This window comes from Brevibacillus sp. HD3.3A (assembly GCF_013284375.2).
Classification (GTDB): domain Bacteria; phylum Bacillota; class Bacilli; order Brevibacillales; family Brevibacillaceae; genus Brevibacillus; species Brevibacillus parabrevis.
Genome location: NZ_CP085874.1, coordinates 892,191 through 916,692, shown reverse-complemented (window position 1 = coordinate 916,692; position 24,502 = coordinate 892,191). Strand labels below are relative to the sequence as shown.

Here is a 24,502-nt window from a genome sequence, read left to right as displayed (position 1 = left end):
GCAAGACTAGCCCATTTTATGTGCGCTGACGTTTTCTTCTGTTACGAAGCGCGCAGGCAAAAACGGGACGAGCTGCTCCCGCTCTCCTTTTTCCAGATAGTCCGCCATCCACTTCGCTGTGGCGGGCGAGAGCAAAATGCCGTTGCGGAAGTGCCCTCCGGCAATCGCCAGCCCTTCCCATCCTGGCACTGGTCCAAGCAATGGCTTGCCATCCGCCGTAGCTGGCCGCAATCCGCCCCACGCCTCCAGAAAAGCGGCTGAATGCAAGGCCGGAACGTACGGCATGACCCCGTTCAGGATGCTGGCTAACCCCGCCATCGTCACTTCGCGCTGAAAGCCGCTCTCGTCTTCTGTTGCGCCAAGCACGATTTTGCCGTCTTTTTTCGGCGTCACATATCCCGTCGTGCCAAAAATGACGGTGCGCAGCGGAATGCCGACAGAGGAAACAGCGGCAATCTGACCGCGAACCGGACGCACCGGAACCGACACACCCAGCAAGTCCAGCATGACACCTGCCCACGCTCCCGAAGTGATCACCGTATGCGCGGCGCGCAACGGCCCGAGCGAGCTGTCCACGCCAACTACTTTCCCGCCTTTTACCGCGATGCCGCTCACGACACAGCCGGAATGCAGCACAACTCCTTGCAGCTTGCACGCCGTCACCAAAGCGCGAAGCAACATGCGATTGTTGATGTGCCCCTCGTACGGGGAGTAAATCGCTGCCTGCGCTTTGTCTGTCAACAGCGGCTCCACTTCCGCCAATTGCTGCCTTTCCGTCAAAAAGTGCACGCTATGCCCCGCGTCCTTTTGCCAGCGAAATTTCTCTGCCAACTGTGCTTGCTCGCCATCATCGAGCGCGACTGTGAGCAGCCCCTCCAGGCTGAGCTGTACATCGCCCCCGGTAAACTCCTCCAGCTCTTGCGCCCACTGCGGATAATAAGCCAGCGACGCCATGCCGAAATCGAGCATGGGACCGGGCGCTGTAAACTCCTTCAACGGCGCGAGCATGCCCGCTGCTGCCGAGGACGCCTGTCCGCCCCATTCTCCTTGCTCAACCAACGTGACGCCCATCCCTCTGCGCGACAATTCATACGCCAGACTTAAACCGATAACTCCTCCACCCACTATGAGACAATCGCCCACGTTTTTCTCTCCTCGCTGTTGTGATCTCTCTCCTGATCCAAGTTGAACAGGGCAACATACAAAAAGCCCACCCGTTCCCAAGCAGGAAAAGGTGGGCTTCATACGCCGTATAGCCAAAGAAAAAAGCGCTGTTCGCCGGCAACCGTATCCCTGCGCCGGCATGATCCGGATCAGGTGCAATGGGTCGACGGTCGTATGCTTCCATCCTCTCAGCCCCGCGTGAAGGACTCCCCAAGTTGCTTCTTTACATATTCATTTCACCAACCAAGTATAGTCCTCCTGGCCGCCAGTGACAAGATGCTATACGCTCAATCCTCGTCTTTTACATCGTAGCTCTCCGGAACCGTCTCATGCCGCGCTGCCTCCTCGAACTCGCGGAGCTTGCGCATTTCTTCCATATGATGGTTGAACTGTTCCTTGTTGATGACGTACTCGTAGCCGTCGTGCAGAGCGCGAATCTTGCCCTGGTGAATCTTTTCCAAAATAAACGTTTCCGGAAGCTCCAAGTACGCTGCTGTCTCTTCCACGGTCAAATATGTCTTGTTATCGCGCAATCTTGCCTCCAATTCCGCTTTCTGCTGCTCGAATCCAGGTTTGCCCAAAAGGGCGAACATGTTGGCCTTGTACGCCTCCACCCCGGGCTGGTCAAACGGATTGACGCCCAATAAATAGCCGCTGATTCCGCACGCCTTTTCAAAAAAGTAGATCAAGGCCCCGAGGTGATACGCTGTCGCCTCTGGCATCTCGACAAGCAGGTTCGGCACGCCGCCATCCACGTGGGCGAGCACCGTCCCTTCGAAAGCCTTTTTATTGACAAATCCCATCCGCTTGCCGGACAAAAAGTTCAGTCCGTCCACATCAAGCGGGTCTTCTTCTACCGTGACATCGATGGCTGGCTTGTTTACGGTTACCACTGTCTCGAACAAGTGTCGCATGCCGTCCTGTATGTACTGCCCCAAGGAATGCAAGTCTGTGGAAAATTCGGCAGCGGCGGGAAAAATTCCTTTTCCATCCTTGCCTTCCGACTCCCCGAAAAGCTGTTTCCACCATTCGGCGAAAAACCGGAACTGCGGCTCGTAGCTGACCAGAAGCTCCACCGTTTTGCCTTTGCGGTACAGGGCGTTGCGAATCGCCGCATACTGGTAGCACGGATTTTCGGCCAAATCCATGACCATGTACCGCTCGCTCGCATCTTGCGCTCCTTTCATCAGGGCATCCATGTCGGCGCCGCTCACGGCGATCGGCAATAGTCCGACTGCTGTCAGGACAGAAAAACGCCCGCCGATGTCATCGGGAATGACAAAGCTCTCGTAGCCCTCATCTTCCGCAAGCTTTTTCAAGGCCCCCCGCGCTTTGTCCGTCGTAATGTAAATTCGCTTCTTCGCCTGCTCGCGGCCGTACTTGTTTTCCAGCCAATTGCGCAACAGCCGAAAAGCTATAGCAGGCTCTGTCGTCGTGCCCGATTTGGAGATGACGTTGATGGAGACGTCTTTTCCTTCCAACACGTCCATCAGATGAGAGATATACACCGGACTGATATTGTTGCCGACAAAATAAATTTCCGGCGATCGCCGCTTCGACTTCGGCAGCAAGTTGTAAAAGCTGTGGCCCAATACGTCCAGTACAGCTTTCGCTCCTAAATATGAACCTCCGATTCCAATTACCAAAAGCACATCTGAGTCAGCCTGGATACGTGCCGCCGCCTGGCGAATCCGCTCATACTCGACGCGGTCGTATTTGTTCGGCCAATCTACCCAGCCAAGATAGTCTCTGCCTGGACCCGTTCTTTTGTGCAACATTTCATGCGCCTGCCCGATTGCTGGCGCAAGCTGCTCCCATTCATGCTGTCTCACAAAGCCGCGTGCATTGGAATAATCAAATCGAATCGCTTGGTTCATGGCTCCCCTCCCAAGGAACGTCATCTATTTTCTTATCTTATCACGCAAAAAAGCGAGAAAGTTACTTTCCGTCAAAACATCGCAAAATGTGAGCAAATCGTGAACGATTCGGCAAAAGTGTTACCTTTTTCCATGCCTTCCGTAAAACTACTTCGAGCAATGAAATAATGGTTTCTTTTTAGAACAACAAGGGGAAATGAAAATGAAAAAACGGTGGTGGATCATCGGTTCCGTTGTCATCCTGCTAGGAGCAGGGTTCGTTGGACTCAACATGATGGGTTCTCAGCAAGCCATGGGCATGCCCGTCAACATCGGAACACCGACCAAATCAGCTCTGGAAAGCAAAATCTTGACCTCCGGAATCGTCATCGTGGAGGACAAGCAGAAGCAGTATGCGAATGTGAACGGCACGTTGCGCGAGTTCGTCGTCAAAGAAGGCGACAAGGTCAAAAAAGGCCAAGTCATCGCCAAAATTGACACGACCGATGTGGACAGCAGACTGCTTGATCTCGAAGCGCAGATGGAAGTCGCAAAAGCCAATCTTGCCAAAGCCCAGATCGGCGTAGAGCCGGAAGAAGTAGCACAGGAGCGCGAGCGGGTCACGCAGGCACAGCGCGAGTACGATGCGGCCAAGCGAGAATACGACCGGATGAATCAATTGTTCTCCTCAGGCGCTTCGACGCAGCAGGAAGTCGACAAGGCGAAGTCTATCTTGGACAACGCGCTGTCCGCCCTCAATGTGGCGAAACAACAGTCCGCCCTGAAACAAAAAGGGCCGCGCAAAGAAGACATCGCCGCTCAGCAGGCACAAATCAACAAACTGGCCGTCGAACGGACTCAACTGGAAAAAGAACGCGTCCAGAGCGTTGTCGTCGCACCTGCGAATGGAACCGTTATTGGCGTCGCGGCGGACAACGGCCAATACGTCAACAAAGGCACGGAAATTTTGACACTGGCTAATCTCGACAACCTGCTCATTCAGGCTGACATCAACGAATCGGATGTCGGCAAGCTGAAACTCGGACAGACGGCGACCATCGAAGGCATTACGCTGGGCAAACAAATGCTGAATGCCCAGATCACCCGAATCGCCCCGATCGCAACCACCAGCCAAAGCAGTTCGGGCCAAAGTGAGAAGACCCGCGTCAAAGTCATCCTCAAGCCGCAAGGAGATTTGAGCGCGCTCAAGCCAGGCTTCCACGTGGACATCAACATCTTGGCGGAAAAAATCGATAACGCTCTGCAAGTTCCGATCGAAGCTATCCAGCAGGAAGCGGACGGCAGCACTTTCGTCTGGATATCCGAGAACGGAATCGCCAAGAAACAGAAAGTCGCCACAGGCACTGAAAATGAACTGTTCTCCCACATCAAGCAAGGTCTGAACGGAGACGAGCAAATCATTTTGGGACCTGTTGAAGCGCTGAGTGAAGGAGCGCCTGTCATGCCGATGAGCGGCGGTCCCGCACCAATGGGCATGTAACGACTGGATGTGTTCCACGTAAAAAGGAGGTCAGCCGACAATGCTTCAGGTAGAAGGCTTGACGAAATCATACAAGACTGGCGATAGCACCCTCCCTATTTTGAAAGGTGTATCCTTGCTGGTGGAACAAGGCGAGTTCGTCGCCATCATGGGACCATCAGGATCAGGGAAATCGACGTTCATGAACATGCTGGGCTGTCTGGATCGCCCGGACACGGGAAGCTACATTCTCGACGGGATTGAGGTAAGCAGCCTCAATGACAAGCAGCTCGCCTACGTACGCAATCAAAAAATCGGCTTTGTGTTTCAGTCGTTCAATCTGCTCGCCCGCTCCACTTCCCTGCACAACGTAGAGTTGCCGATGATGTACGCCAACGTCAGCCGTTCGGAAAGACGCAACAGGGCTACAGAAGCGCTGAAACGAGTAGGGCTGGGCGAACGCATGCACCACAAGCCTACTCAACTGTCCGGGGGTCAAAAGCAGCGCGTCGCCATCGCCAGAGCGCTGGTCAACCGTCCCGCCATCCTTTTGGCAGACGAACCGACAGGAAACCTCGATAGTCGCTCCGGTGTCGAGATCATGTCGATTTTTCAGGAACTGCACGCTCAAGGCGTCACGATTATTCTCGTCACGCACGAGATGGACATCGCCCAGCACGCCGAGCGAATCGTCACGTTCAAAGACGGCATCATCATCCGCGATGAGCGGGTAGAGGAACGCGTTTTCTCTACCCCGAATGACGAGGTGATTGTCACGTGAATTTTATGGAAAGCTTTTACACCGCACTGGAGGGCATCTGGGCCAACAAAATGCGCTCGGCCCTGACCATGCTCGGCATCATCATCGGGATTACTTCCGTCATCGCCGTTACCGCGCTTGGGGAAGGCGGACAAAAAGCAATCAACGACGAGATGGAAAAATTCGGGCAAAACACCTTCAACGTCTTCATTAACTGGGAGACAAAAGAAAAAATCGAATCCGACGACCTGACTATCGATGACGCTGCTGTCCTGGGCAGAATCAGTCCGGCAATCGAGTACATCGTCCCTTACAGCGGAACGACAATCGAGTTGAAGGGGCCGAAAAAAGAAGAGCGGGCCAACCTGACCGCCACCACGGCGGACTATTTCAACATCCAGAAAAGAATGAAAGTAACAAAAGGCCGCCTGTTCAGCGATACCGATGACAAAGAACAGCGCGCTGTCGTCGTGTTGGAAGACAAGCTTGGCGAGAAGCTGTTCGGACAAATGAATCCGATCGGTCAGCGCGTTCGCTGGGGAAACAATTCCCTCGTCGTCATCGGCACGTACTCAGAGGAAAAATTCAAGTTTGACATGGGCCAGGAAACATTCGGCGCCGTAGTCCCCATCCAGTATTACAACTCCCTGCTGGAAGAACCGTCGATCCATTCGTTTATGGGTACGGCTGTCGACAAAGCTTCCGTCAACTCGGCCATGCAGCAGGCCAAGCAATATTTGACGCGCAAACACCAAAAGAACGACCATTACATGGTTCGCAGCATGCAAGAATCGGTTGACCAGTTCAATCAGCTGACTGGCACGCTCACCTTGATTTTCAGCATCATCGCCGGGATCTCGCTCGTAGTCGGCGGGGTCGGCGTCATGAACATCATGCTCGTCTCCGTCACCGAGCGCACGCGGGAAATCGGGATTCGCAAAGCGCTGGGGGCGAGGCGAAGCGATATTTTGATTCAGTTTCTCATTGAATCCATCATCGTCTGCCTGATCGGCGGATTGGTCGGCGTCCTGTGCGGACTTGGCATCGCCGCCTTGATCTCGCATTTTGCCAACCTTCCACCGCTGCTATCGTGGAACAGCGTATTTATCGCGTTTGGCTTCTCCAGCGCTATCGGCATCTTTTTCGGGCTTTATCCAGCCAACAAAGCTGCCAAGCTCGACCCGATCGAAGCGCTGCGTTACGAATAGACCGATACAAAAAACATGCACCTGTGCAACTTTCGCCACAGGTGCATGTTTATGTTGGAAACGTATCTGTCATCAGCTTCAAAAGAAAAAAAAGCGCAATCCCGACGCTCGCGACTGTCCACCAGAGCGTTTTGCTGTCAGTCTTGTCTGCCTTGTAGATACCGCTCAGCTTCCAGGTGCCTACAGCTACACAGAGGAGACTGATCAGGAGCAGGATTGTCCCCATGATCTCCCTCCTTTCCCCTCTCCTAGCTATATGGGGATGGAGGGAAAAAAATCACTCCTTGGGCTGCTTTTTCCCCAACCGGCCGAGCACCTGGCGACCGCGCTGCTTGAGCGCCTCGTCTTTAAGCGCAAGCTGTCGCTTTTTCATCAGGCCGTTTTTCGAAGTATCCGGACGATCCGGTTGTTTGTCGTCGCGCATCAGCTGAACTTGCCTCCGCCTTTTTTCTCATAGTCATCCAGCAGCTCGGCAAAGCTTTTGTTGCGCTCGCGTTCTTCCTGTTCGCGGCGTCTTTGTTCTTCAGCTTCCTTTGCCTTCCGCTCGTTTTCTGACTTCATGTCTTTTTCCAGCTGCTTCAGCTTCGATACCGCATCTGCGTTCAGCATGTCCTTCAAGCTGCCAAGCGAAGCCTTCGCTTCTGTTGCTGCTTCCTGCGTGTGACGCTGGTTTGGTTGCTGTTTTTGTTTTTTCTTTGCCATTTGAACTGCCATCCTTTCCCTATCGAACTAACGCCCTCATTCTCCGTCCCGTTTTGGGTCATACTACTTGTAAGCTTCGCATTGAGAGGAGGACGAAACATGGTGCGCAACAAAGCAAAAGACTTTGGAAAAACCGCAGAAATCCGCGGCCCGAAAGCTCAATCCGAGGCCATCCGTTCCAACGGTTCCATTAATAGTGAACCACAAGAAAGGTTAAAAGAAAACCGTTAGGCCAAAAGTTTAACCGCCGGGCTTGGTATCACGCCCGGCGGTTTTTATTGGGAGACATGCTCTTCGGACTGGCTCTTTTTTGCACCGACTCTTGCCTCAGGACGGTCAGCTTGTCATCCAGTTGAAAGCGGCAACCGTTTTTGACCAGCCTTTTGGCCAAATCCCGCTCCATGGCGATGCGCGGCAGCTCCTTGAACAACCCGGCCCGAAGCAAGTGTTCCTTGCGCAGCGAGACGTGGTGGGTATCAAACAGCGCCCATGGCGAGCGATAACGGGTAAGGTGCGGCCCGTATTTTTCCCGGATTGCCAGCCGCTTCTGCGCCATCGGACAAGGCAAGCCGATATGAAAAGGCAGTTCGTTTACGATCTGGCTTTCTTCCAGCAGCGGGATCGGTTTGACAAGCGTATGCGGCCGTTTGATGTGCGGGTATTGCTCCAGCCAAAGCTGGCACTCCGCGTGCTGGATCTCTGTAAACCCTGGCTCATACACGGAATATATCCGCTTACGATCCTGTCCGAGCAAGACAAGCTGACTGGCTTTCTCATGCGCCTGCTGATGGACGCCGATGAATGAACGCGGAACAAGCATGTGGCTGGCCAGAAACACAATCAGTTCGCCTCGCGCAAGCTTGATCCCCGAATTGAGCAAATAGGCGAGCGGCTTTTGTTTGCGAAGCCGCACATAGTTCAACGAAAAATGGGCGGTAAATCGGGACAGTTTTTCCGCCGTCTCGTCCGTTGAAGCGTTGTCAAGGACGATCACCTCAAACTGTTCAAACGCGCAAAATTGCAGGTTGAAGCCGAACAGGGTATACAAGAGCTGATCGTCTGCATCTTTGGCAGGAATGACGACACTTGTCAGCATCGAATCTCCCCCCTTTTTCTGTGAAAAACGTCAAGCCGCTTTTCATGAAAGTGGATGTTACCGTTTTGTTTTGTAGCATATGCGGCAGACCATCATTTGGGCTGGGCTTGGCTCACGACCCGACCGCCACCGTATAAGCAACGAAAGTGTGATGCATGCTAAAAATGATGGCTGCCTCTCTTGGCGAACCTTTCGGCTGTATGGATAAGTGGATAAAGGAGGTTCAACGAATGGACAACGACCAGAAGCATCGTGAAAAAACAAAGGATATTTCCCTCGACGGAACCTTGCCGCATCAGATCAGCGCCCCTGATTTCAAAAAATCGTCCCGCTCCATCCAGCGACCTTTTGTCAACGAATTTGGCGTCGTGATCGGAGACAGCTTGTACGAGTCCAAAGAATCCCCGTTGAACAACTGGAGCACGGACACGGACCCTTCCATCATGGCTGGCGACCAATGGGTGCATCCCACCAACGATATCGGCTGGAACTCCTACGAAAACAAGGAGCTGCTGGAAGACAAGCCCATAGGCAATGCCCGCTTTATGCATCCGACGAAAGATGTCAGCAAAGGCAAGGATTGATTGAGCTGTCTTGAAAAAAATCGCCCATTCGGAAAAGACACACTGACCGAATGGGTGTTTTTGGTTTGTATGTTACAATGGGCTTGAAGAGACAGAAAGGAGCTGGCCCATGAGCATCACACTTGCGATAGCGCCTGCATTTTCGCTCGCCTATCAACGATATTCCGAATTTCGTCCAGGTGACACGCTTCGCCTGTACGTGCGGACAAGCGGTCCTGGAACGGGCGGGCTTTTCTACGCGATTGAAAAAGATGAAGCCATGCCTGACGACGCCATTTTCGAAGTGGAGGGCTTGCGCTTTGTCATCCGCCCTGCCGATTTCTGGTACTTCGATGGCGGTCAGCTTGACTTTGACCCTACATACGGCGAATACGGCTTTCGCTTCTTCAACCCGCGTCTGGCGGACTAGCAGAAACTTTTCTGGGCGTCATCCGTATGAAAGAGAGACTGCCATGACGTATGGGAGGAGCGTTTCATGAAAAAGAGCGGTTCGATTCTTTTGGCCGTCGGCGCTTTTTTGCTGGCCAATTTCAAATGGTTAATCGGTATTTTGAAGTTCTCCAAATTCGGCGCAACCCTTTTGTCGATGATCGTCAGCCTCGGGGCGTACGCCATGATTTACGGCTGGAAGTTTGCCGTGGCGATCGTCTACCTGATTTTCGTCCATGAGATGGGGCATGTCATCGCTGCCAAGCGCAAGGGCATTGCGACTTCGCCAGCCGTCTTCATCCCGTTTGCGGGTGCTTTTATATCGATGAAAGACATGCCGCGCGATGCGAAAACAGAAGCGTATCTCGCTTATGGCGGACCGCTTGCCGGGATGATTGCCTTTTTGCCTGCCCTGCCGCTTTACTGGTGGACGCAGGACCCGTTCTGGGCATTGGTCATCTACCTCGGTGCCGTACTCAACCTGTTCAATCTGTTGCCCGTCTCCCCGCTGGATGGCGGACGGATTGTCTCTGTGCTTTCCACAAAAATCTGGTTCGTTGGACTGATCGGTCTGGGGATCATGCTGTTTACCAATCCAGGCCCGATTATGGGACTCATCTTCATCCTCGGTCTGATTACTTGGTGGAACCGCCTGCGTGAAAACTACCAGCATCAGGTGCTGCAATACGAACGGGAACAAATCGAAAAGTTCATGCACGATATCGCCAAATGGCCTGAACTGGAAACGACATGGGACATGCGCGTCAGCATGAACGAAGAAGTAAGCGCACTGAATCAGGCTGAGCCGGACAAACGCTTCCTCGTCCCGTTCCTGCATGACGAAAAGCGGCTGGCACGCGACCAGAAGCGGCTGGATAAAGTGTATATGAACAGAAAATGGGAACTGTTCAAGCAATGGGAGCGCGAGCCGATCATGTTCATCGAGTCGGACCCGCTGCGTCCCGCTCCGTCCCAGGCACTGCAAGAAGCCGAGCAGGCAGCTCGCCAGCGGCTGGCGGAAGTCGATGAGCAAATGCATCGGCTGACAACGTATTATGTCGCTCCGGCCTCGACCAAGTGGAAAGTGCTGGCTGCTTACCTCGGGCTGGCCGCTGTTTTGTCGGCGTTCTTCGTCTACGGACAGCAGCTTTTGCACCGCTAATCCAGGCTTTGCTCCGACCGTCCGGTTCGTTTGGACCGGACGTTTGACCTTCTGTGACCTTCTGTGGGCGCAAAAACGTGCGCTACGCATACCTGAGAGTCGCTCTTCCCCAGCAAGAGGTCAGAAACGCCCGCCATGGTGATTTATCGCTTTTGAGAGTTGGCGCCAAACAGAGTAAAATAGGAGTGTACTTTCATAAAATTCCAGAGAGGATGACTTTTTACTTGGACAACGTCCCGATAGTGCTCAACCTGCTGCTTGTGATATTTCTTGTTTTTCTGAACGGCTTCTTCGTCGCCGCAGAGTTCGCTCTCGTCAAAGTGCGGCAAACGCGCTTGACACAATTAGTGAATGAAGGAAACAAACGCGCTGTATACGCTCAAAAAGTAACGCAAAAACTGGATGGCTATCTGTCTGCCTGCCAGGTCGGGATTACTCTCGCCTCGCTCGGACTGGGTTGGGTCGGGGAACCGGCTATCGCCCATATGATCGTCGAACCGCTGCTTGGTTCAACAGGATTGCCTGCCTATGCGATTTCTGCGATATCTTTTGGTATAGCGTTCGCGATTATTACCTTCCTGCACATCGTCTTGGGTGAACTGGCTCCGAAATCATTGGCCATTCAAAAAGCAGAAGAAACTTCGCTGTGGGTTGCCGCGCCATTGATGTTTTTCTATAAAATGCTTTACCCGGCGATCTGGTTTTTGAACGGAACCGCCAACGCCCTGATGAAACGACTTGGATTCGAAGCGATCTCGGAACATGAAGCAGCTCATACCGAAGAAGAAATCCGCATCCTCGTCAACCAAAGCCACCAAAGCGGTCATATTGACCAGACTGAATTGTCGCTGGTGGAACACGTTTTCGACTTTTCCGAAACCTTGGCCCGGGAAACGATGATCCCGCGAATTGACATGGTTTGCTTATATAGCACGAATACATTTGAAGAAAACTTGGAGATCATCCGCACGCAGCGACACACCCGTTTCCCTGTAGCGGCTGAGGACAAAGACAACATCATCGGTTTTGTCCACGCCACCGATTTTTACCTGGCGGCCCTGCAAGACGGACGTGTCAAGCTGGATTCGTTGCTCCGCCCTGTTCTGACGGTTCCGGAAACCATGGAGATCAGCACAGTCCTGCGCCTGATGCAGAAAAAGCGCTCGCAGCTCGCGATCGTCATCGACGAGTACGGCGGTACAGCTGGTCTGGTAACGATGGAGGACATTCTGGAAGAAATCGTCGGAGATATCCAGGACGAGTTCGACGAGGAAAGACCGGAGATCGAAAAGCTGGATAACGGCCTCTCCGTTTCCGGCATGCTGACGCTCGCCGACTTGAACGATCATATCCCGTTCGAGCTGGAATCCGAGGATGTAGACACGATTGGCGGCTGGCTGTACAGTCAACTGGAAGAAGATATCGCGGTAGGCGCTACAGTCGAGTGGGAAAACTACTTGTTCACCGTCAAGCAAATGGATAATCACCGTGTCACCCGCGTGTTGATTACGCCGATTAAAAACGACGAATCGCCGCAGCAAGAAGAGCTTTTGACCGTTTCCTGATCAACGAAAAGCCACTCCCCTTAGCAACTAGGGTGAGTGGCTTTTTTTGTGTGAAAAACGCCTCGATGTTTTTCTAGATATTGGATGATTCTGTTTGCGGTCAACAAAACGGTCACAGCTGTATTGTTATGTGCATCTCCGTTTTGGTTTCGGCTGAGTCAAGTCGTTTCCAAGCCATCCGACTGCTTCCAGTCTTGCACGCCGTTGTCCTCCAGTATGCCCATCGTTACGTCACTAATATCAGGATCGGTCAGCAGACTGTCGCGAATGCGGTATTTAATGTCGTCCGCTACCGCAAGAGTCAGACCCGCTCGCAGCTCGACATAGCATTCTACGTGGTAAAAGCGGCCTTCCTGGACAATTCGCAGGCGATTGATATCCGTCACATCCGGATCAGCAAAAATAATCGCTGCCACCCGGTCTTCGACTTCTTTTGGAGCGGCGACCCCAATCAAGCCGACCATGTTGTCGTATCCTACCTTGAACGCCACCCCGACCATCAAAATGCCGATCATGATCGTAGCGATACCGTCGAGCAAGGCAAACGTCGTAAACTGTGTCACCACTACCGCGATCAGAGCCAGGAGCGCTCCCGTCGTCGCTACGATATCTTCGTAAAAGACAAGCCGTGTCGGCGGCGCCGCGCGTCCCACATGGCGAAACGCAGCAGGCACAATCCCCCAGCCTTTTGCCTCGACGCGAGTCTCGTGCACGATTTCTTTCATCGCCTTGACCAACACCAAGCCATCTACGACAATCGCCAGAAACAAGATGATAAAATTAAGCCAGAAGTGGCTGGCGTGCGCAGGCTCTTTGAGCAGATGAATGCCTTCCATGACCGTCTCGTACGCCATGATCGTTACGACAATGACTGCGATCATGCAAAACAGGTTGATGACCCGACCAAATCCGGTCGGAAAGCGCGGCGTCGGCTTCTTTTCCGCCAGTACGCTGCCGAAAAACACAAAGCCCTGGTTGACCGCGTCCGCAATCGAGTGCATAGCCGAAGCGAACATCGCCCCGCTGCCGCTGTAGGCTGCGGCAAAGCCCTTGACAATCGCCAGGCCGAGATTGCCCAAAGCTGCTGTCGCTGAAGATGTGTTTCCCTTTTTTAACGTTGTCCAAAAAGAACTCATCCTGCCCGTATCCTCCTCGGGAAAAATCCTGTTTCTTCGTTTATTATTCCCCGTGAAAGCACGTCGTTCCTTTTTCAATAAAAGGAAAAAGGCAGCGCCGACCGCTTTGGCAGCCTTTACGCCAACAATTTCAGCCCCGCCACGGACACGATGACCAGCCCAATGAAAACAAGCCGCAGCGCATCTTTTGGCTCCCCGTAAAACAGCATTCCGACCAAGGCGCTTCCTACCGTGCCGATTCCCGTCCATACGGCGTAGGCGGTACCCATCGGAATCCCGTTCATCGCGATCGACAACAAAATGAAGCTGAGCGAAAATCCGCCGAGCAGAACAGCCCATGAACGCAGCGACGGCCGCTGGTTCACCTGCGAAATCCCCATGACGCCTACCACTTCAAACAACCCGGCAAAAATCAACGATACCCATGTCATGCAACTTCCCCCTCCTTGTGCGAATCTCCTCCATGTTCATGCGTGACCACCTTCAAGCCGATGATGCCCGCCAGCAACAGAGCAATCAGCCCAACTTTCATCCAACTGAACGGCTCCCCGAAAAAAGCCATCTCAACAATCACTGTGCCCGCCGTGCCCAACCCGACAAAGACAGCGTACACCGTGCTCGTCGGCAGCCGTTTGCCTGAGTAGATCAACACAGCGAAGCTGATCATAATAGCAATCGCCGTCAGTGCCCACTCCCACAATTGGTCCGCGTATTTCAGCCCTGCTACCCACATCACCTCAAACACGGCGGCAAGCACGACCAGCAGCCAGTTTTTTTGCATCGTAACCCCTCCTTTTTATATCGTTCCCCAAGTGCAACTCGCAGGCTCACCCGGGCTTTTTCCCACATGCAAAAAAAGCCACGGGCGAATACCGTTACAGATATTCTCCCGGGCTTTTATCCCTCCGTGTACACGGCAAACGCCGTGGGTTTTCTCTCGGTCCAGTCCGGCCACTGTCTGGCTCGCGGAACCCTAGAAAACTCAACATATGCAATTTGACTCATGGGCAACTGGCTCCTATTGTAGCAAAAGCCAAACGATTTTTGCAAGATTTTCGCAAGGGCAGCTACTTGTGCTATTCTAACTTACGTAAAGCAAAAGCTCGTCCCAAACGAAAACAAGCAAGGAGAATAAGCCGATGACGAATGTATTGTTTGTGTGCCTGGGAAATATTTGCCGCTCCCCGATGGCAGAAGCTGTTTTTCGCCATCTTGTCGAACAGGAAGGGCTGAGCAAAGAAATCAGCATCGACTCTGCCGGGATCGGCGGCTGGCATGCCGGAGAGCGTCCGCACAAAGGCACCCAACAGGTTCTCGACGAAAAAGGGATCGCTCACGACACGTTGCGCGCCCGGCAAATCAAGCACCACGATTTTTCCGAGTACGACTATGTCGTCTGCATGGACGAAGAAAATTTGGCGGCGCTCACCCAAATGGCTCCGTCAGGCAAAAATGTGCACCGCCTGCTGGACTTCGCCAGCTCCGTACAGGAGCAAAACGTGGAAGACCCTTACTACACCGGGCGTTTCTCCTACGTATACGATCTGGTGGAAGCTGGCTGCCGCGGCCTTTTGGCAGAGATCAAAAGCAAAAAGGGATAGCCCTCCGTCTGGGGGCATCCCTTCTTTTTTTACACAGCTACGGTCTTTTCCTCCCACAGCCTGCCCAGCCAGCTTACCGTGCTGCCGATCAACTTGCTGTAGCTGTCTGCGGAAGAAAATGTATGATCGCCGCCGACAATCACTTCTTTTTCGCATGTTCCCCTTCTGCGCAAGTGCAGCTCCCGCTCGTAATGGAACATCGCATCGACTGCAATGACGTCATCGCGATTGCCGTGCAGGATCAGCACATCTCCTTCAAACTGCTTGACGTGGCGCAATGGCTGAGCACCGTTCAACGACTGGAAGTAGCGTCCGGAAAGCAAGTAGCCATTATGGTCGGTGCTCCCCAAAGAGAGTGCTTCCTGATACTCTTTTTCCCCGACGATCCGCACGATGTCTTCAAACGGCTGGGCTACCGCAGCCCACAGCACCATGGAATGAATCCGTCTGTCCTGACTTGCCGTCAAGGCCGAGACAGCCCCGCCAAGGCTGTGCCCGAGCAAAATAATCCGTTCCTGGTCTACCCGTTCCAGCGCAGCAGCGTAATCGAGCACATCGCGTGTCTGCTTGAGCAAAACGTCCAGCCCGCCTGCTCCGTAATCCCCGTCGCTTTCTCCGCATCCGCCATAATCAAAGCGCAAAACGCCAAACCCGTGAGCGGCAAGCTCTCTGGCGGCTTTTACAAACAAGCGGTTGACGCCGACTCGACTGCCGATAAAGCCATGGCAGATGACAACCAATGGGTATTTCGCAACCGTCCTGCCGTTTTGCTGCTCTGGCTCATGCAACGTTCCCGTCAACATAACTGTCTCGCTTGGAATATGTAATGTCCGTTCCAAAGAACTCACCTCTTTTATTTATAGTATTCCGAGTAGTTTACTTTGTTATTGACTATATTATCTCCTGTCCTGGCGAAAATGTCAAGAGTCGCCTGCGTTTTGGCACAGGCGACTCTTTTTATGGCTGAAGCGATTTGCCGATTCTTGCTTGCAGCACTTCAAGCAGCTGCATCCATTCCCGTCCTTGCTCGGATTCTTCGTTGCCAGCATACTGGTGCTCGCTTGGATAGAGCGAGTAGAAAACGCCCTCTTTGCTCTCCCCGATTTTCGTCAGGAAAGGATGCTCTTGATAATAAGGCAGCTTCGCCTGCTCCTTCGTCAAGCGGACAACCGTCGCCAGCGGAACGTCTTTTTTGGCTACTGTGTCCTTGTAGTAAAACTGCACGCTAGACGGGTTGCCTTCTTCGTTCGGCAATGTCGCTTCCGCGATTTTCAGCTTGCTCATCACTTTTTCCGGCAACAAAATCCGGTAGCCGAGCTTGCTGTCGTAAGCCTTCATCGCTTCGAAAGTCTTCTCGATGTTTTGATCGTTCAACGACTCAGGCGTATTCCAGATGCCTACCGATTTGTCCGATGCAGGTGCAACACTCTCGACAAACCATTGGTCACCCTGCTGGCTCACGACGAGAATCGCCCGATCCGTGCCGAATTTACCTGTGGAAGTCACCAAGTCAAAATCGATCTGGTATTTCAGCTTTTGATTTTGCCCGCTGCCAACGGAATCATCCGTTATGCTTGCGACCGTAAAGCCTTCCACCCACGGACTGGATGCGCCTGTCACCCAATGGGCGTTCTCCAGAGGAGCTTTCAGCCCAGAACGCGCCTGCTCTGTCAAGAGCGCGTATTGCAGCGCACCGTTTCTCAGTTTGACAGCCTTTGCCCAAGTCTGGGCCGTATCGTATGCAGAAGTAGGAATAATCCCGCTCTCCAGCATTTTCAATTGCTCGCTCACTGAACTTTGAACAACTGCCGGTTTTTCCACTGCTGCGGCGCTGGATGGCTGCTGCACAATCGTCACGACGGAATAAGCCGTAACCCCGATTGCCAGTGCCGAACCTAACACGATGATTTTTTTCAACATTTCTGAACGCCTCCCAGTTGATCCCATGCCTGTATCGTACAGGCGAAAAATTGACTTGCACCTATTAGGACGCAACAACTGCCGTTTTGTAACGCAATTGCCTGGAAAATATTTGTGTTCACTAAAAATGAAAAAGCCAAGACCCGTCAGCTAACGGGAATCGGCTTTTCTCTTCGCTGTATGGTTACGCGTTGACCTGTTTGATAAACTCTTTCATCAAAGCAGGCAGATCGTTCCAGGCGTGCCCGGAAATCAAGTTGCGATCTACGTGGAAGCGCGTCTCGATGTACTTCGCTCCAGCCGCTTCGACCTCTGGACGGCAGGCAAAATATGCGGTCATCTCGCGTCCTTTGATTTCGTCTGCAATTACCGTAAGTGCCACACTCGCATGACACAAAATCATAATTGGTTTATCATGTTGGAAGAAATGACGGGCGATCCGGGCAAAATCTTTGTGCAGCCGGATATGCTCAGGGGCGCGTCCGCCGGGAATAATCAGGGCAGCGTACTCCTGCGGATCAATCTCTTCGAACGACGCATGTGCTTCGATCTGGTAGCCGCGTTTTTCCGTGAAAGTTTGCCAGTCTTCAAAATCGTGCACAACGGTATGAAGCACCTTCTTATCAGTCGGCGAGGCAATCGTCACTTCCAAGCCTTCCTCCAGGCAGCGATAATACGGATAGTAGGCTTCCAGCGCTTCCACTGCGTCGCCTGTCAGAATCAATACTTTTTTAGCCATGGCGGCTTCCACTCCTTTATTTATAAGCAATGAGGTTGTTGCGTATCAACAAGGCTTATTATATAGGCGTGCGCCAGCCAACATAAGAATGCACTTTTTTGTGCGGTAGTTACCAAAAGGATACTTATGGACAATGCTGTAGCAAAGGGAGAAAAACCATGCTTGATCTGAGAAAAGAAACGATGGAAAAAATCCGCAACGGCGATTTCACTTGCTCCAAGGAACTGACCCTGTCCATGTTCAGCGGGAAGTGGAAAGTCGTCATTTTATGGCACTTGGGCGTAGAAGGCCCGCATCGCTTCAGCGAGCTGCAACGCCTGTTTCCGAAAATTACGCATAAAATGCTGACGAGCCAGCTCAAGGAGCTGATCGAGGACGGGATCGTCCATCGCGAGGTTTATCCGGAAGTTCCGCCACGGGTGGAGTATTCCATGACCGAGCTGGGAATGACGCTGTTGCCGATCATCGAGCTAATGTACGAGTGGGGCGAAAAACGGATGGAGCAGCTGAAACTGGAATTGGGCGAGCAAACCACTCCTGCCTGCGAATGCCCGGTATCGCCCCAAAATAAAGAAGGATAGCACCCGACTGAGGCGCTATCCTTTTTGTTTACGGATTGACACTGTTTTTTGGCGGGGAAGCCAAATCTCGCAAAATGGCGACCTCTACCCGTCTGTTTTTTGCCCGGCCTTCCGCCGTCGTGTTCGGAGCTACCGGATGGTATTCGCCCATGCCAGTCGCGCTGAATTTCGTCGGGTTCAGGTTTTGGTTTTCCAGAAGCACCTTCAAAAAGTTGACGGAACGCTTGGCAGAAAGATCCCAGTTGGACGGGAACTCCGCACGATGAATCGGCACGTTGTCCGTATGTCCGGTCACGGTTACTTTTTTCGGGTGAGGAACGAGCATCGCTGCCATTTCGGTAGCAAGCGTTCTCGCTTCCGGCTTCAGGACAGCGCTTCCCGAATCAAACAAGGCGTTGTCCAGGATCGTGATGAGAAGTCCTTCCTCGGTCAGCTTCGTCTGGAGCTTGTCCTGGAGTTTGTTTTGCTGAATGTAGCCTTCCAGCTGCGTTTGCAGCTTTTTCAAGTCCTCTGTTTCTTTGCGGACTGCTTCTTCCAGCTTTTTCTCTTCTTCCGTCTTCTGCTTTTCCGCTTCCTGTGCGCCTTTATGTACGGTTTGCTGCATCATGTTCGGATCGAGTGGAATCGGGCTAGGCTGATCCAAAACGCCCACGCCGCCGTTCAACGCAACGTTAAAGGAGCGAACCATCTGGTCGAACTTCTTGGCATCCATTTCGCTGGAGGCAAACAATACGATAAACAAAGCGAGCAGGAGGGTGAGCAAGTCCGCGTACGGAATCAGCCAAGACTCGTCCATATGCTCTTCGTGCTGAGCATGTCTCTTTGGTCGCTTAGCCATTTACCGCAGCTCCTTCCTCCCTCTTCTCTTCCTTCATTTCTTCTTTCATCTCGCTGCGCTCGTTGTACGGGATGTACACCAGAAGCTTCTGCTCGATGGCAGCCGGAGAAACACCTGCCTGAATGGACAGAAGTCCTTCCACCATGATTTTCTTGATTTCGATTTCTTGCTTGGATTTTCTTTTCAGCTTGGTGGCGAATGGGTGCCACAGCACGTAACCGGTAAAAATACCGAGCAGAGTCGCTACGAACGCAGCCGCGATCGATATACCGAGGGCGTCGATATCGCTCAGGTTACCCAGTGCCGCAATCAGACCAACTACCGCTCCCAATACCCCGAGGGTCGGAGCGTAGCTGCCCGCCTGGCTGAAGACGAGGGCGCCAGCCTGGTGGCGTTCTTCAATCGCGTGAATTTCCTCGTTGAGAACATCGCGGACGAAATCCGGCTCGCCACCGTCGATGATCATCTTCATGCCATTGCGCAGGAACGGGTCTTCGATCTCATCAGACGTGTTTTCCAGAGCAAGCAAGCCTTCACGACGGGCGATAGATGCCCAGTTCATGAATTGACCGATCAGTTCCCTTTTGGCAGGGAGTTTTTGCTCGCTAAAAATCACCTTGAAAAGGGCAGGAATCCTTTTGATTTCCGACATGGGAAATGCATTGAAAAGGGCGGCAATCGTACCTACGATGATAATCATGAACGCTGCTGGATTCAGCAGGGCCGAGGGACTCGCGTGCTTCAAGATCATCCCGACCACTACTGCGACAATACCTAGGACTATACCTATCAAGGTAGACTTTTCCATCGTGACACTCCCTATTACCATAATCGAAATTTATCTATATTATGGTTTCGGTATTTTTCGCCACTTTTGTGAGGGGTAGTTACATAAAATCCGCATCTTTTCGCAAGAAACTAATAGAGAGGACAAAATGATCGTAGATGTGGGCTTTGACCCGTTTAACCGAAGTGCTGCACCAGGCCGATCATGACCAGCAATCCTACGATAAACGAAAAAGTCGCGGAACGGGCATGGCCGTCTCCGTGGCTTTCCGGAATCAGCTCCTTGTACACGATAAACAGCATGGCGCCAGCGGCAAAAGCCAGCCCGTACGGCACCAGCCCTTTGACCACCGCCGTGAGATAATGGCCGCAAATCGCGGAAACGATTTCGACGGCTCCGGTCATCGTCGCAAGCAAAAAAGCTTTGAACCGGCTCACTTTTTGATTGATGAGAAACAGCGCCACCAAAAAGCCTTCGGGCGCATTTTGCAGGCCAATCGCAAACGCGATCAAGCCGCCAAGCTCCGACTGCTCGCTGGAATAACTAACCCCGACGGACAGTCCCTCGGGTATATTGTGCAAAGTAATCGCCATCAAAATCAGCAGCGCCTGGGAGTCCATCGAAATGTTGACCCTCGTATGCTCCAGATCAATATGCGGAATTACGCTTTCCAGGACAGTCAGAAAAAGCGTCCCGGTAAGCACGCCCAGACAGACGATAATGAACGGGGCGTTGGACATCGCCTGGGGAATCAGGCTGAACGTCGCTGCCGCCACCATGATGCCAGCGGTAAAGGCCAGGAGAATATCCCGCCAACGGTGTGTGACCGTACGGAAAAAGAGAATCGGCAAAGCCCCGACTCCCGTTGCCATCGCGGACAGAAAGCTCCCCATTAAAAGCTGCTCCATGCAAGGTTCCTCCACGAGTCGTTTGTTTGTCATCTGTTCTTGTCCACGTTTCGAAGGGGCGTGAGTATCCCTTTTGTTAGCTTATAATAAAATCAGGGGAAACATGTTAAAAATTTCACTTTGTCGCTGCAAAAAAACGCCAGGAGCACTGGCGTTTTTCTCAAAAAAGAATCTTATGTTTCCGAGCGGTACGTTTTGCCCAGCTCGTCTCCCAGCCCGAAGTAATGACGAAAATTGTAGATCAACGGATTCCACGCCGCAGGATCGATATGATTCGTACCGAGCACAATTCGTCTGTCCGCATGCACGCGCTTGACCTCTGTTTCCACGATGGCAAAAAAGTCGGCGTAGTCGGGAATGCGGATGTTTTTCACGACCGCCTCCAGCTGGAGCGGGCAATTGCCGACCCGCTTTGGCCGCACAAGCTCCGATTCCAGAGCGAACAGGTCGGCAGCATGGAACTTGTCCGCTTCGTGGCGAAAGCCCAGCTCCTGTTTGTACGCTGGCACCGGATTGCGGCCCGTCAGCGGGGCTAACGCTTCTACTTGCCGCCACATGGACGCTTCCGGCAAATTGATCACGCACTCTTTCGTGCGGCGCAAATTTTCCAGTCCTTGCGACCCGTATCCAAGCCCGAGAATCACATGATAGCCGAGCGCCCACGAGGAGGAGATGGGACTGATATTCGTCGTCCCGTCCTCGTTTTCGGTAGTTAACAAAACAACAGGTGTACCGTAGTACAAAATTTTTGGCTGGATCGCAACATGGCTCGTCATCGACGAAACCTCCTTCATACGAAAATAAACGCTTTATGCATTCATTTTAGTAGAAGAACATTTCGACGGTTCTCGAAGTATGCTTGCCAGTCTCTTATACTTTGAATCGGCTGATCATATGTTGCAACTCTTCTGCCATGTTCGAGAGCGCAGTCGCGGAAGACGTAATTTCCTCCATCGCGGCGAGCTGCTCTTCTGTAGCCGCCGAGACGTTTTGCGTACCGTCTGCCGCAATCTCGGACACTTCGCTGACCAGCTCGATTGCCTTGATGACTTGTTCGGAGTGCGCGGATACTTCCTGCGCTGCTGCGGACACATCCTGCATCTGATCCGCTACAGACGTGATCGACATCTGGATTTGCCCGAAAGTCTCGCCTGCGTGGTGCACGACGAGAATCCCTTGCTGCACTTCCTTCGTTCCTGATTCCATCGATTCTACTGCCAGCTTTGTATCTGTCTGGATCGTTTTGATCAGTTGCGCGATCTGCTGCGCCGATTGGGACGACTGCTCTGCCAGCTTCCGCACTTCATCGGCAACGACCGCAAAGCCGCGCCCATGCTCTCCTGCCCTGGCAGCCTCGATAGCGGCATTGAGCGCAAGCAAGTTGGTTTGCTCCGCGATGCCTGTAATCACTTCGATAATTTGACCGATGGCTTGCGAATGGCTGCCCAGTCCATCGACTACACCTGCCAATTCGCGAATCGAATCGTGAATGGCGTTCATTTGCAAGACGGCGGCCTGAATGGACTGATTTCCTTCTCCCGCCATTGTCGCAACCTGAATAACCATGTTGGATGCCTGTTGGGCGTTCCCCGCGATATGACGAATGCCCCGGGACATATCGTCGATCGCCCGCGCTCCCTGCTCCACGCTTTTCACCTGGCGATCCGTACCGGCAGCGACTTCCTGCACCGTCACTGCAATCTGCTCTGTCGCCCGGCTTGTTTGCTCAGAGCTTGCCGTCAGCTCCTCCGCCGATGCGGCTACCTGCTCCGATGTGACGCTAACCTGACGGATTACGCCTTTGAGGCTGTCGGTCATCTCGTTGAAGGAATTGGCCAGATCGAGGATTTCGTCGCGGCTTTTGACAACCATTGGCTTCACCAGCAGATTTCCTCCTGCTACTTCCTTCATTTCCGCAACCAGACGCAAAATCGGGCCACGAATGCTTCGCGTCAGCCAGAGGGCGAGAAGCAGACACCCTGCGACCGAGATGGCAAGCGTAATGAGATTATCCCGTTTGAGCGCCTCGTACAGTTCGACGCTTTCTCTTCCCGCGCGCTCCGTCCCCATTCTGTTGAACTCGATCATCGCATCGATGTACTTCTTGCGCTCGCCGAACAGCTCGCTCGCCTTTTTGCGCACATTGCCCAGCTCGGCCAGCTCCTCCGGCGTCGCCCCGCGCTTGACGTCCATCTTCTTTCCGATCTCCACGTATTCCTTGTTGAAAATCTCGTACTTCTTCATGGTTTCTTTCAAACCATCGAAATTTTTCCGGTCTTCCTCGTTGTAAATCGTTTTTTCGTAACTGGTCAAAAGCCCGTCGATGTATACAAAGTGTTCATCAATTTGCCCAGCGTATTTGTTTTTTTCTGCAATCGTCTCCGCGTTGAGAATCGTCTGATCCAAGCCGTAGATCGTTTCCAGCGTGGAATTGATTTTCAAAATCTCTTCCATGCCCGGCTGCCAGACCGCTTTCATCTCTTCCACTTTGCTGTTCATTTGGCTCGTCTTGTATGTACTCATCGCTCCCATGTATGCGATTACAATGAGAATTAGTGCAAACGCGCTGCCGAGCTTTTTTCCGATCGTCCATCTCATAAAAACACCACTTTTCTTGACGTTGTATGATCTCGTTATGACCCTATTCCCGTTTGAATTTCGGGGTAAACATGTCCGTTCAAATTGTACCCGCTCTGACACAAAAACGGAACGCGAAATTTGGAAAAGAATATTGTCTGAATCGTCTTTTTATTGCCACTATGAAAACACAAGCTCTATATTATAATGGATGAAAAGCAAAAGCTCGTCGGTCAGATTCACAGAGGAGGAGAACTTTATGCAAACATACGAGGTGATTATCGTCGGAGCTGGCTCAATGGGAATGGCGGCCGGGTACTATTTGGCCAAACGCGGGGTCAGCACGCTGATGATTGACGCTTTTGACCCGCCGCACACGATGGGCAGCCACCATGGAGATACCCGCATCATTCGCCACGCTTATGGAGAAGGCAAGCAGTATGTCCCTTTCGCCTTGCGGGCACAGGAGCTTTGGAGAGAGCTTGAGGAAGCTTCCGGGATGAAGCTGTTTTCCCAGACAGGTGTGCTTAGTGCTGGCGCGAAAGACTGCGCTTTTTTACAGGAAGTGCGGGAAAGTGCGGAGCGCTACTCCTTGCCGCTCGAAGTGCTCTCTGCCCGGGAAGTCCGGGAACGGTGGGCCGGGATCAACCTGCCTGACGATTTTTACGCCTGTTTGGAACCTGCTTCCGGATATTTGTACTCGGAAAATTGCATTCGCGCCTACCGCGATCTCGCCGTAGCTTCCGGCGCCGAGCTGCTTGTCCACACCAAAGTGACCAGCTTGCAGACGGATCAAGAAGACGTGATCGTGCATACAGACTCGCAGAGCTACCGCGGGAAAAAGTTGCTCGTTTCCGCCGGAGCCTGGAACTCACCCTTGCTGCACTCGCTCGGCTTGTCTGTTCCGCTTGTGCCCACGCGCAAAACCGTGGCCTGGTTCGGAGCGGAAGAAAGCTTGTACAGCTCCGATCGCTTTCCTGCCTTTATTTTTCAGCTCAGTGATTCTATCTACTACGGCTTCCCCAGCATCGATGGCAGCGGCGTCAAAATTGGCCGCCATGACGGCGGACAAGCTATCGACCCTGACACACTGGAACGGACGTTCGGCAGCTTTTTGTCTGATGAAGGGGATGTCCGGGGGTTTCTGGAGACGTACATGCCGCAAGCGGCGGGGGCGCTGCGCCAAGGCAGGGTCTGCATCTACACGATGACGCCGGACGAGCATTTTGTCATCGATCGTCATCCAGAGCATCCAGGCATCGTCTTTGCCGCAGGCTTTTCCGGTCACGGATTCAAATTCGCCAGCGCTGTAGGGGAGGCGACGAGCCAGCTGCTCCTCGACGGAACTTCCACGCTCGATCTGTCCATCTTTTCGCTCAGCCGCTTTTCTTCCTGACGATCAACAAAAA

The 24,502-nt window shown here is 52.8% G+C and carries 28 protein-coding genes, 1 pseudogene and 2 riboswitches; of the genes and pseudogenes, 11 read left to right on the top strand and 18 right to left on the bottom strand.

Annotation, left to right across the window (positions count from 1 at the left end; translation table 11 throughout):
- Nucleotides 1-6: 6 nt before the first annotated feature.
- From thiO to HP435_RS04660, 3 genes and pseudogenes are all read right to left on the bottom strand, one after another.
- On the bottom strand, nucleotides 7-1,143 hold the full coding sequence (gene thiO, locus HP435_RS04665) for a glycine oxidase ThiO (RefSeq protein WP_173598665.1): 1,137 nt from the start codon (nucleotides 1,141-1,143) through the stop codon (nucleotides 7-9).
- A 127-nt stretch (nucleotides 1,144-1,270) separates the two neighbouring features.
- Nucleotides 1,271-1,387: riboswitch (TPP riboswitch) on the bottom strand.
- Nucleotides 1,388-1,451: 64 nt separating this feature from the next.
- A complete protein-coding gene (locus HP435_RS29230) occupies nucleotides 1,452-1,670 on the bottom strand; it encodes an excisionase family DNA-binding protein (protein WP_307723370.1) in 219 nt (72 codons plus the stop codon).
- Between the two features lie 21 nt (nucleotides 1,671-1,691).
- A pseudogene (locus HP435_RS04660) lies at nucleotides 1,692-3,041 on the bottom strand (glucose-6-phosphate isomerase); the annotation flags it as partial.
- A gap of 202 nt (nucleotides 3,042-3,243) precedes the next feature.
- Between HP435_RS04660 and HP435_RS04655 the strand changes: the two are divergent.
- Genes HP435_RS04655 through HP435_RS04645 form a run of 3 tightly spaced genes read left to right on the top strand, consistent with a single transcriptional unit; the run spans nucleotide 3,244 to nucleotide 6,468 of the window.
- Entirely contained in the window at nucleotides 3,244-4,521 is a 1,278-nt protein-coding gene (locus HP435_RS04655) for an efflux RND transporter periplasmic adaptor subunit (protein WP_173597122.1), read from the top strand.
- Nucleotides 4,522-4,561: 40 nt separating this feature from the next.
- Entirely contained in the window at nucleotides 4,562-5,281 is a 720-nt protein-coding gene (locus HP435_RS04650) for an ABC transporter ATP-binding protein (RefSeq protein WP_122966242.1), read from the top strand.
- Nucleotides 5,278-6,468 (top strand): ABC transporter permease, encoded by a 1,191-nt coding sequence (locus HP435_RS04645; protein ID WP_122966243.1) that lies wholly within the window; start codon nucleotides 5,278-5,280, stop codon nucleotides 6,466-6,468. The genes HP435_RS04650 and HP435_RS04645 overlap by 4 nt, the downstream gene beginning before the upstream one ends.
- A gap of 49 nt (nucleotides 6,469-6,517) precedes the next feature.
- Here the strand turns inward: HP435_RS04645 and HP435_RS04640 are convergent, their stop codons facing one another.
- From HP435_RS04640 to HP435_RS04630, 3 genes are read right to left on the bottom strand one after another with little or no spacing between them, the layout of a single operon-like run.
- Entirely contained in the window at nucleotides 6,518-6,694 is a 177-nt protein-coding gene (locus tag HP435_RS04640; RefSeq protein WP_167470375.1) for a hypothetical protein, read from the bottom strand.
- A 51-nt stretch (nucleotides 6,695-6,745) separates the two neighbouring features.
- Nucleotides 6,746-6,892, bottom strand: a complete 147-nt coding sequence (locus HP435_RS04635; RefSeq protein ID WP_167470376.1) for a hypothetical protein — start codon at nucleotides 6,890-6,892, stop codon at nucleotides 6,746-6,748.
- Nucleotides 6,892-7,170, bottom strand: a complete 279-nt coding sequence (locus HP435_RS04630; RefSeq protein WP_173597123.1) for a DUF3886 domain-containing protein — start codon at nucleotides 7,168-7,170, stop codon at nucleotides 6,892-6,894. The genes HP435_RS04635 and HP435_RS04630 overlap by 1 nt, the downstream gene beginning before the upstream one ends.
- Nucleotides 7,171-7,269: 99 nt before the next feature.
- Here HP435_RS04630 and sspK point away from each other — a divergent pair, with 99 nt between their 5' ends.
- On the top strand, nucleotides 7,270-7,401 hold the full coding sequence (sspK, locus tag HP435_RS04625; protein WP_063230518.1) for a small acid-soluble spore protein K: 132 nt from the start codon (nucleotides 7,270-7,272) through the stop codon (nucleotides 7,399-7,401).
- 28 nt (nucleotides 7,402-7,429) lie between these two features.
- On the opposite strand, the gene HP435_RS04620 is transcribed toward sspK, so the two are convergent.
- Nucleotides 7,430-8,266 (bottom strand): glycosyltransferase family A protein, encoded by an 837-nt coding sequence (locus HP435_RS04620; protein WP_122966245.1) that lies wholly within the window; start codon nucleotides 8,264-8,266, stop codon nucleotides 7,430-7,432.
- A gap of 230 nt (nucleotides 8,267-8,496) precedes the next feature.
- Between HP435_RS04620 and HP435_RS04615 the strand changes: the two genes are divergently transcribed.
- From HP435_RS04615 to HP435_RS04600, 4 genes are all read left to right on the top strand, one after another.
- Nucleotides 8,497-8,850: a DUF3905 domain-containing protein gene (locus HP435_RS04615; protein WP_122966246.1), complete on the top strand. Its 354-nt coding sequence runs from the start codon at nucleotides 8,497-8,499 to the stop codon at nucleotides 8,848-8,850.
- 109 nt (nucleotides 8,851-8,959) lie between these two features.
- A complete protein-coding gene (locus HP435_RS04610; protein WP_063230523.1) occupies nucleotides 8,960-9,259 on the top strand; it encodes an iron-sulfur cluster biosynthesis family protein in 300 nt (99 codons plus the stop codon).
- 66 nt (nucleotides 9,260-9,325) lie between these two features.
- On the top strand, nucleotides 9,326-10,441 hold the full coding sequence (locus tag HP435_RS04605) for a site-2 protease family protein (protein WP_122966247.1): 1,116 nt from the start codon (nucleotides 9,326-9,328) through the stop codon (nucleotides 10,439-10,441).
- Nucleotides 10,442-10,665: 224 nt separating this feature from the next.
- The gene (locus HP435_RS04600) at nucleotides 10,666-12,006 is read left to right on the top strand and encodes a hemolysin family protein (RefSeq protein WP_122966365.1); all 1,341 of its coding nucleotides are present in this window, start codon (nucleotides 10,666-10,668) and stop codon (nucleotides 12,004-12,006) included.
- A gap of 158 nt (nucleotides 12,007-12,164) precedes the next feature.
- On the opposite strand, the gene HP435_RS04595 is transcribed toward HP435_RS04600, so the two are convergent.
- From HP435_RS04595 to HP435_RS04585, 3 genes are all read right to left on the bottom strand, one after another.
- Nucleotides 12,165-13,142: a cation diffusion facilitator family transporter gene (locus HP435_RS04595; RefSeq protein ID WP_122966248.1), complete on the bottom strand. Its 978-nt coding sequence runs from the start codon at nucleotides 13,140-13,142 to the stop codon at nucleotides 12,165-12,167.
- A gap of 116 nt (nucleotides 13,143-13,258) precedes the next feature.
- Complete coding sequence (locus tag HP435_RS04590) at nucleotides 13,259-13,573, bottom strand: DMT family transporter (protein WP_122966249.1); 315 nt, start codon at nucleotides 13,571-13,573, stop codon at nucleotides 13,259-13,261.
- Nucleotides 13,570-13,923 (bottom strand): DMT family transporter, encoded by a 354-nt coding sequence (locus HP435_RS04585; RefSeq protein ID WP_122966250.1) that lies wholly within the window; start codon nucleotides 13,921-13,923, stop codon nucleotides 13,570-13,572. The genes HP435_RS04590 and HP435_RS04585 overlap by 4 nt, the downstream gene beginning before the upstream one ends.
- A 103-nt stretch (nucleotides 13,924-14,026) precedes the next feature.
- Nucleotides 14,027-14,130, bottom strand: a riboswitch (guanidine-I (ykkC/yxkD leader).
- 151 nt (nucleotides 14,131-14,281) lie between these two features.
- Between HP435_RS04585 and HP435_RS04580 the strand changes: the two genes are divergently transcribed.
- Nucleotides 14,282-14,743, top strand: a complete 462-nt coding sequence (locus tag HP435_RS04580) for a low molecular weight protein-tyrosine-phosphatase (RefSeq protein ID WP_173597124.1) — start codon at nucleotides 14,282-14,284, stop codon at nucleotides 14,741-14,743.
- 29 nt (nucleotides 14,744-14,772) lie between these two features.
- Here the strand turns inward: HP435_RS04580 and HP435_RS04575 are convergent, their stop codons facing one another.
- The 3 genes from HP435_RS04575 to HP435_RS04565 form a co-directional block, all read right to left on the bottom strand.
- Entirely contained in the window at nucleotides 14,773-15,582 is an 810-nt protein-coding gene (locus HP435_RS04575; RefSeq protein WP_173597125.1) for an alpha/beta hydrolase family protein, read from the bottom strand.
- Between the two features lie 118 nt (nucleotides 15,583-15,700).
- A complete protein-coding gene (locus tag HP435_RS04570) occupies nucleotides 15,701-16,663 on the bottom strand; it encodes a hypothetical protein (RefSeq protein WP_173598666.1) in 963 nt (320 codons plus the stop codon).
- Nucleotides 16,664-16,847: 184 nt separating this feature from the next.
- Nucleotides 16,848-17,402, bottom strand: coding sequence for a DJ-1/PfpI family protein (locus HP435_RS04565; RefSeq protein WP_173598667.1), 555 nt, complete (start codon nucleotides 17,400-17,402; stop codon nucleotides 16,848-16,850).
- Nucleotides 17,403-17,560: 158 nt separating this feature from the next.
- On the opposite strand from HP435_RS04565, the gene HP435_RS04560 reads away from it, so the two are divergent.
- Nucleotides 17,561-17,983 (top strand): winged helix-turn-helix transcriptional regulator, encoded by a 423-nt coding sequence (locus HP435_RS04560; protein ID WP_122966255.1) that lies wholly within the window; start codon nucleotides 17,561-17,563, stop codon nucleotides 17,981-17,983.
- A 28-nt stretch (nucleotides 17,984-18,011) separates the two neighbouring features.
- Here the strand turns inward: HP435_RS04560 and motB are convergent, their stop codons facing one another.
- From motB to HP435_RS04535, 5 genes are all read right to left on the bottom strand, one after another.
- Entirely contained in the window at nucleotides 18,012-18,821 is an 810-nt protein-coding gene (gene motB / locus HP435_RS04555) for a flagellar motor protein MotB (protein WP_063230540.1), read from the bottom strand.
- Nucleotides 18,814-19,629 carry a flagellar motor stator protein MotA gene (gene motA / locus HP435_RS04550; RefSeq protein WP_122966256.1) on the bottom strand — a complete coding sequence of 272 codons (816 nt, stop codon included), beginning with the start codon at nucleotides 19,627-19,629 and terminating at the stop codon, nucleotides 18,814-18,816. The genes motB and motA overlap by 8 nt, the downstream gene beginning before the upstream one ends.
- Before the next feature lie 155 nt (nucleotides 19,630-19,784).
- Nucleotides 19,785-20,516 carry a ZIP family metal transporter gene (locus HP435_RS04545; protein WP_063230543.1) on the bottom strand — a complete coding sequence of 244 codons (732 nt, stop codon included), beginning with the start codon at nucleotides 20,514-20,516 and terminating at the stop codon, nucleotides 19,785-19,787.
- A gap of 173 nt (nucleotides 20,517-20,689) precedes the next feature.
- Nucleotides 20,690-21,292, bottom strand: a complete 603-nt coding sequence (locus HP435_RS04540; protein ID WP_173598668.1) for a flavin reductase family protein — start codon at nucleotides 21,290-21,292, stop codon at nucleotides 20,690-20,692.
- A gap of 94 nt (nucleotides 21,293-21,386) precedes the next feature.
- Nucleotides 21,387-23,114 (bottom strand): methyl-accepting chemotaxis protein, encoded by a 1,728-nt coding sequence (locus tag HP435_RS04535; RefSeq protein WP_173598669.1) that lies wholly within the window; start codon nucleotides 23,112-23,114, stop codon nucleotides 21,387-21,389.
- Between the two features lie 238 nt (nucleotides 23,115-23,352).
- On the opposite strand from HP435_RS04535, the gene solA reads away from it, so the two are divergent.
- Nucleotides 23,353-24,489: an N-methyl-L-tryptophan oxidase gene (gene solA, locus HP435_RS04530; RefSeq protein WP_173598670.1), complete on the top strand. Its 1,137-nt coding sequence runs from the start codon at nucleotides 23,353-23,355 to the stop codon at nucleotides 24,487-24,489.
- Nucleotides 24,490-24,502 lie beyond the last annotated feature (13 nt).

Excerpts from the sequence above, each read along its gene's own strand:
- HP435_RS04655 (WP_173597122.1), top strand. The coding sequence starts at position 3,244 with ATGAAAAAACGGTGGTGGATCATCGGTTCCGTTGTCATCCTGCTAGGA.
- HP435_RS04650 (WP_122966242.1), top strand. The coding sequence starts at position 4,562 with ATGCTTCAGGTAGAAGGCTTGACGAAATCATACAAGACTGGCGATAGC.
- HP435_RS04640 (WP_167470375.1), bottom strand. The coding sequence starts at position 6,694 with ATGGGGACAATCCTGCTCCTGATCAGTCTCCTCTGTGTAGCTGTAGGC.
- HP435_RS04635 (WP_167470376.1), bottom strand. The coding sequence starts at position 6,892 with ATGCGCGACGACAAACAACCGGATCGTCCGGATACTTCGAAAAACGGC.
- HP435_RS04630 (WP_173597123.1), bottom strand. The coding sequence starts at position 7,170 with ATGGCAAAGAAAAAACAAAAACAGCAACCAAACCAGCGTCACACGCAG.
- sspK (WP_063230518.1), top strand. The coding sequence starts at position 7,270 with ATGGTGCGCAACAAAGCAAAAGACTTTGGAAAAACCGCAGAAATCCGC.
- HP435_RS04620 (WP_122966245.1), bottom strand. The coding sequence starts at position 8,266 with ATGCTGACAAGTGTCGTCATTCCTGCCAAAGATGCAGACGATCAGCTC.
- HP435_RS04615 (WP_122966246.1), top strand. The coding sequence starts at position 8,497 with ATGGACAACGACCAGAAGCATCGTGAAAAAACAAAGGATATTTCCCTC.
- HP435_RS04610 (WP_063230523.1), top strand. The coding sequence starts at position 8,960 with ATGAGCATCACACTTGCGATAGCGCCTGCATTTTCGCTCGCCTATCAA.
- HP435_RS04605 (WP_122966247.1), top strand. The coding sequence starts at position 9,326 with ATGAAAAAGAGCGGTTCGATTCTTTTGGCCGTCGGCGCTTTTTTGCTG.
- HP435_RS04595 (WP_122966248.1), bottom strand. The coding sequence starts at position 13,142 with ATGAGTTCTTTTTGGACAACGTTAAAAAAGGGAAACACATCTTCAGCG.
- HP435_RS04590 (WP_122966249.1), bottom strand. The coding sequence starts at position 13,573 with ATGACATGGGTATCGTTGATTTTTGCCGGGTTGTTTGAAGTGGTAGGC.
- HP435_RS04585 (WP_122966250.1), bottom strand. The coding sequence starts at position 13,923 with ATGCAAAAAAACTGGCTGCTGGTCGTGCTTGCCGCCGTGTTTGAGGTG.
- HP435_RS04580 (WP_173597124.1), top strand. The coding sequence starts at position 14,282 with ATGACGAATGTATTGTTTGTGTGCCTGGGAAATATTTGCCGCTCCCCG.
- HP435_RS04570 (WP_173598666.1), bottom strand. The coding sequence starts at position 16,663 with ATGTTGAAAAAAATCATCGTGTTAGGTTCGGCACTGGCAATCGGGGTT.
- HP435_RS04565 (WP_173598667.1), bottom strand. The coding sequence starts at position 17,402 with ATGGCTAAAAAAGTATTGATTCTGACAGGCGACGCAGTGGAAGCGCTG.
- HP435_RS04560 (WP_122966255.1), top strand. The coding sequence starts at position 17,561 with ATGCTTGATCTGAGAAAAGAAACGATGGAAAAAATCCGCAACGGCGAT.
- motB (WP_063230540.1), bottom strand. The coding sequence starts at position 18,821 with ATGGCTAAGCGACCAAAGAGACATGCTCAGCACGAAGAGCATATGGAC.
- motA (WP_122966256.1), bottom strand. The coding sequence starts at position 19,629 with ATGGAAAAGTCTACCTTGATAGGTATAGTCCTAGGTATTGTCGCAGTA.
- HP435_RS04545 (WP_063230543.1), bottom strand. The coding sequence starts at position 20,516 with ATGGAGCAGCTTTTAATGGGGAGCTTTCTGTCCGCGATGGCAACGGGA.
- HP435_RS04540 (WP_173598668.1), bottom strand. The coding sequence starts at position 21,292 with ATGACGAGCCATGTTGCGATCCAGCCAAAAATTTTGTACTACGGTACA.
- HP435_RS04535 (WP_173598669.1), bottom strand. The coding sequence starts at position 23,114 with ATGAGATGGACGATCGGAAAAAAGCTCGGCAGCGCGTTTGCACTAATT.
- solA (WP_173598670.1), top strand. The coding sequence starts at position 23,353 with ATGCAAACATACGAGGTGATTATCGTCGGAGCTGGCTCAATGGGAATG.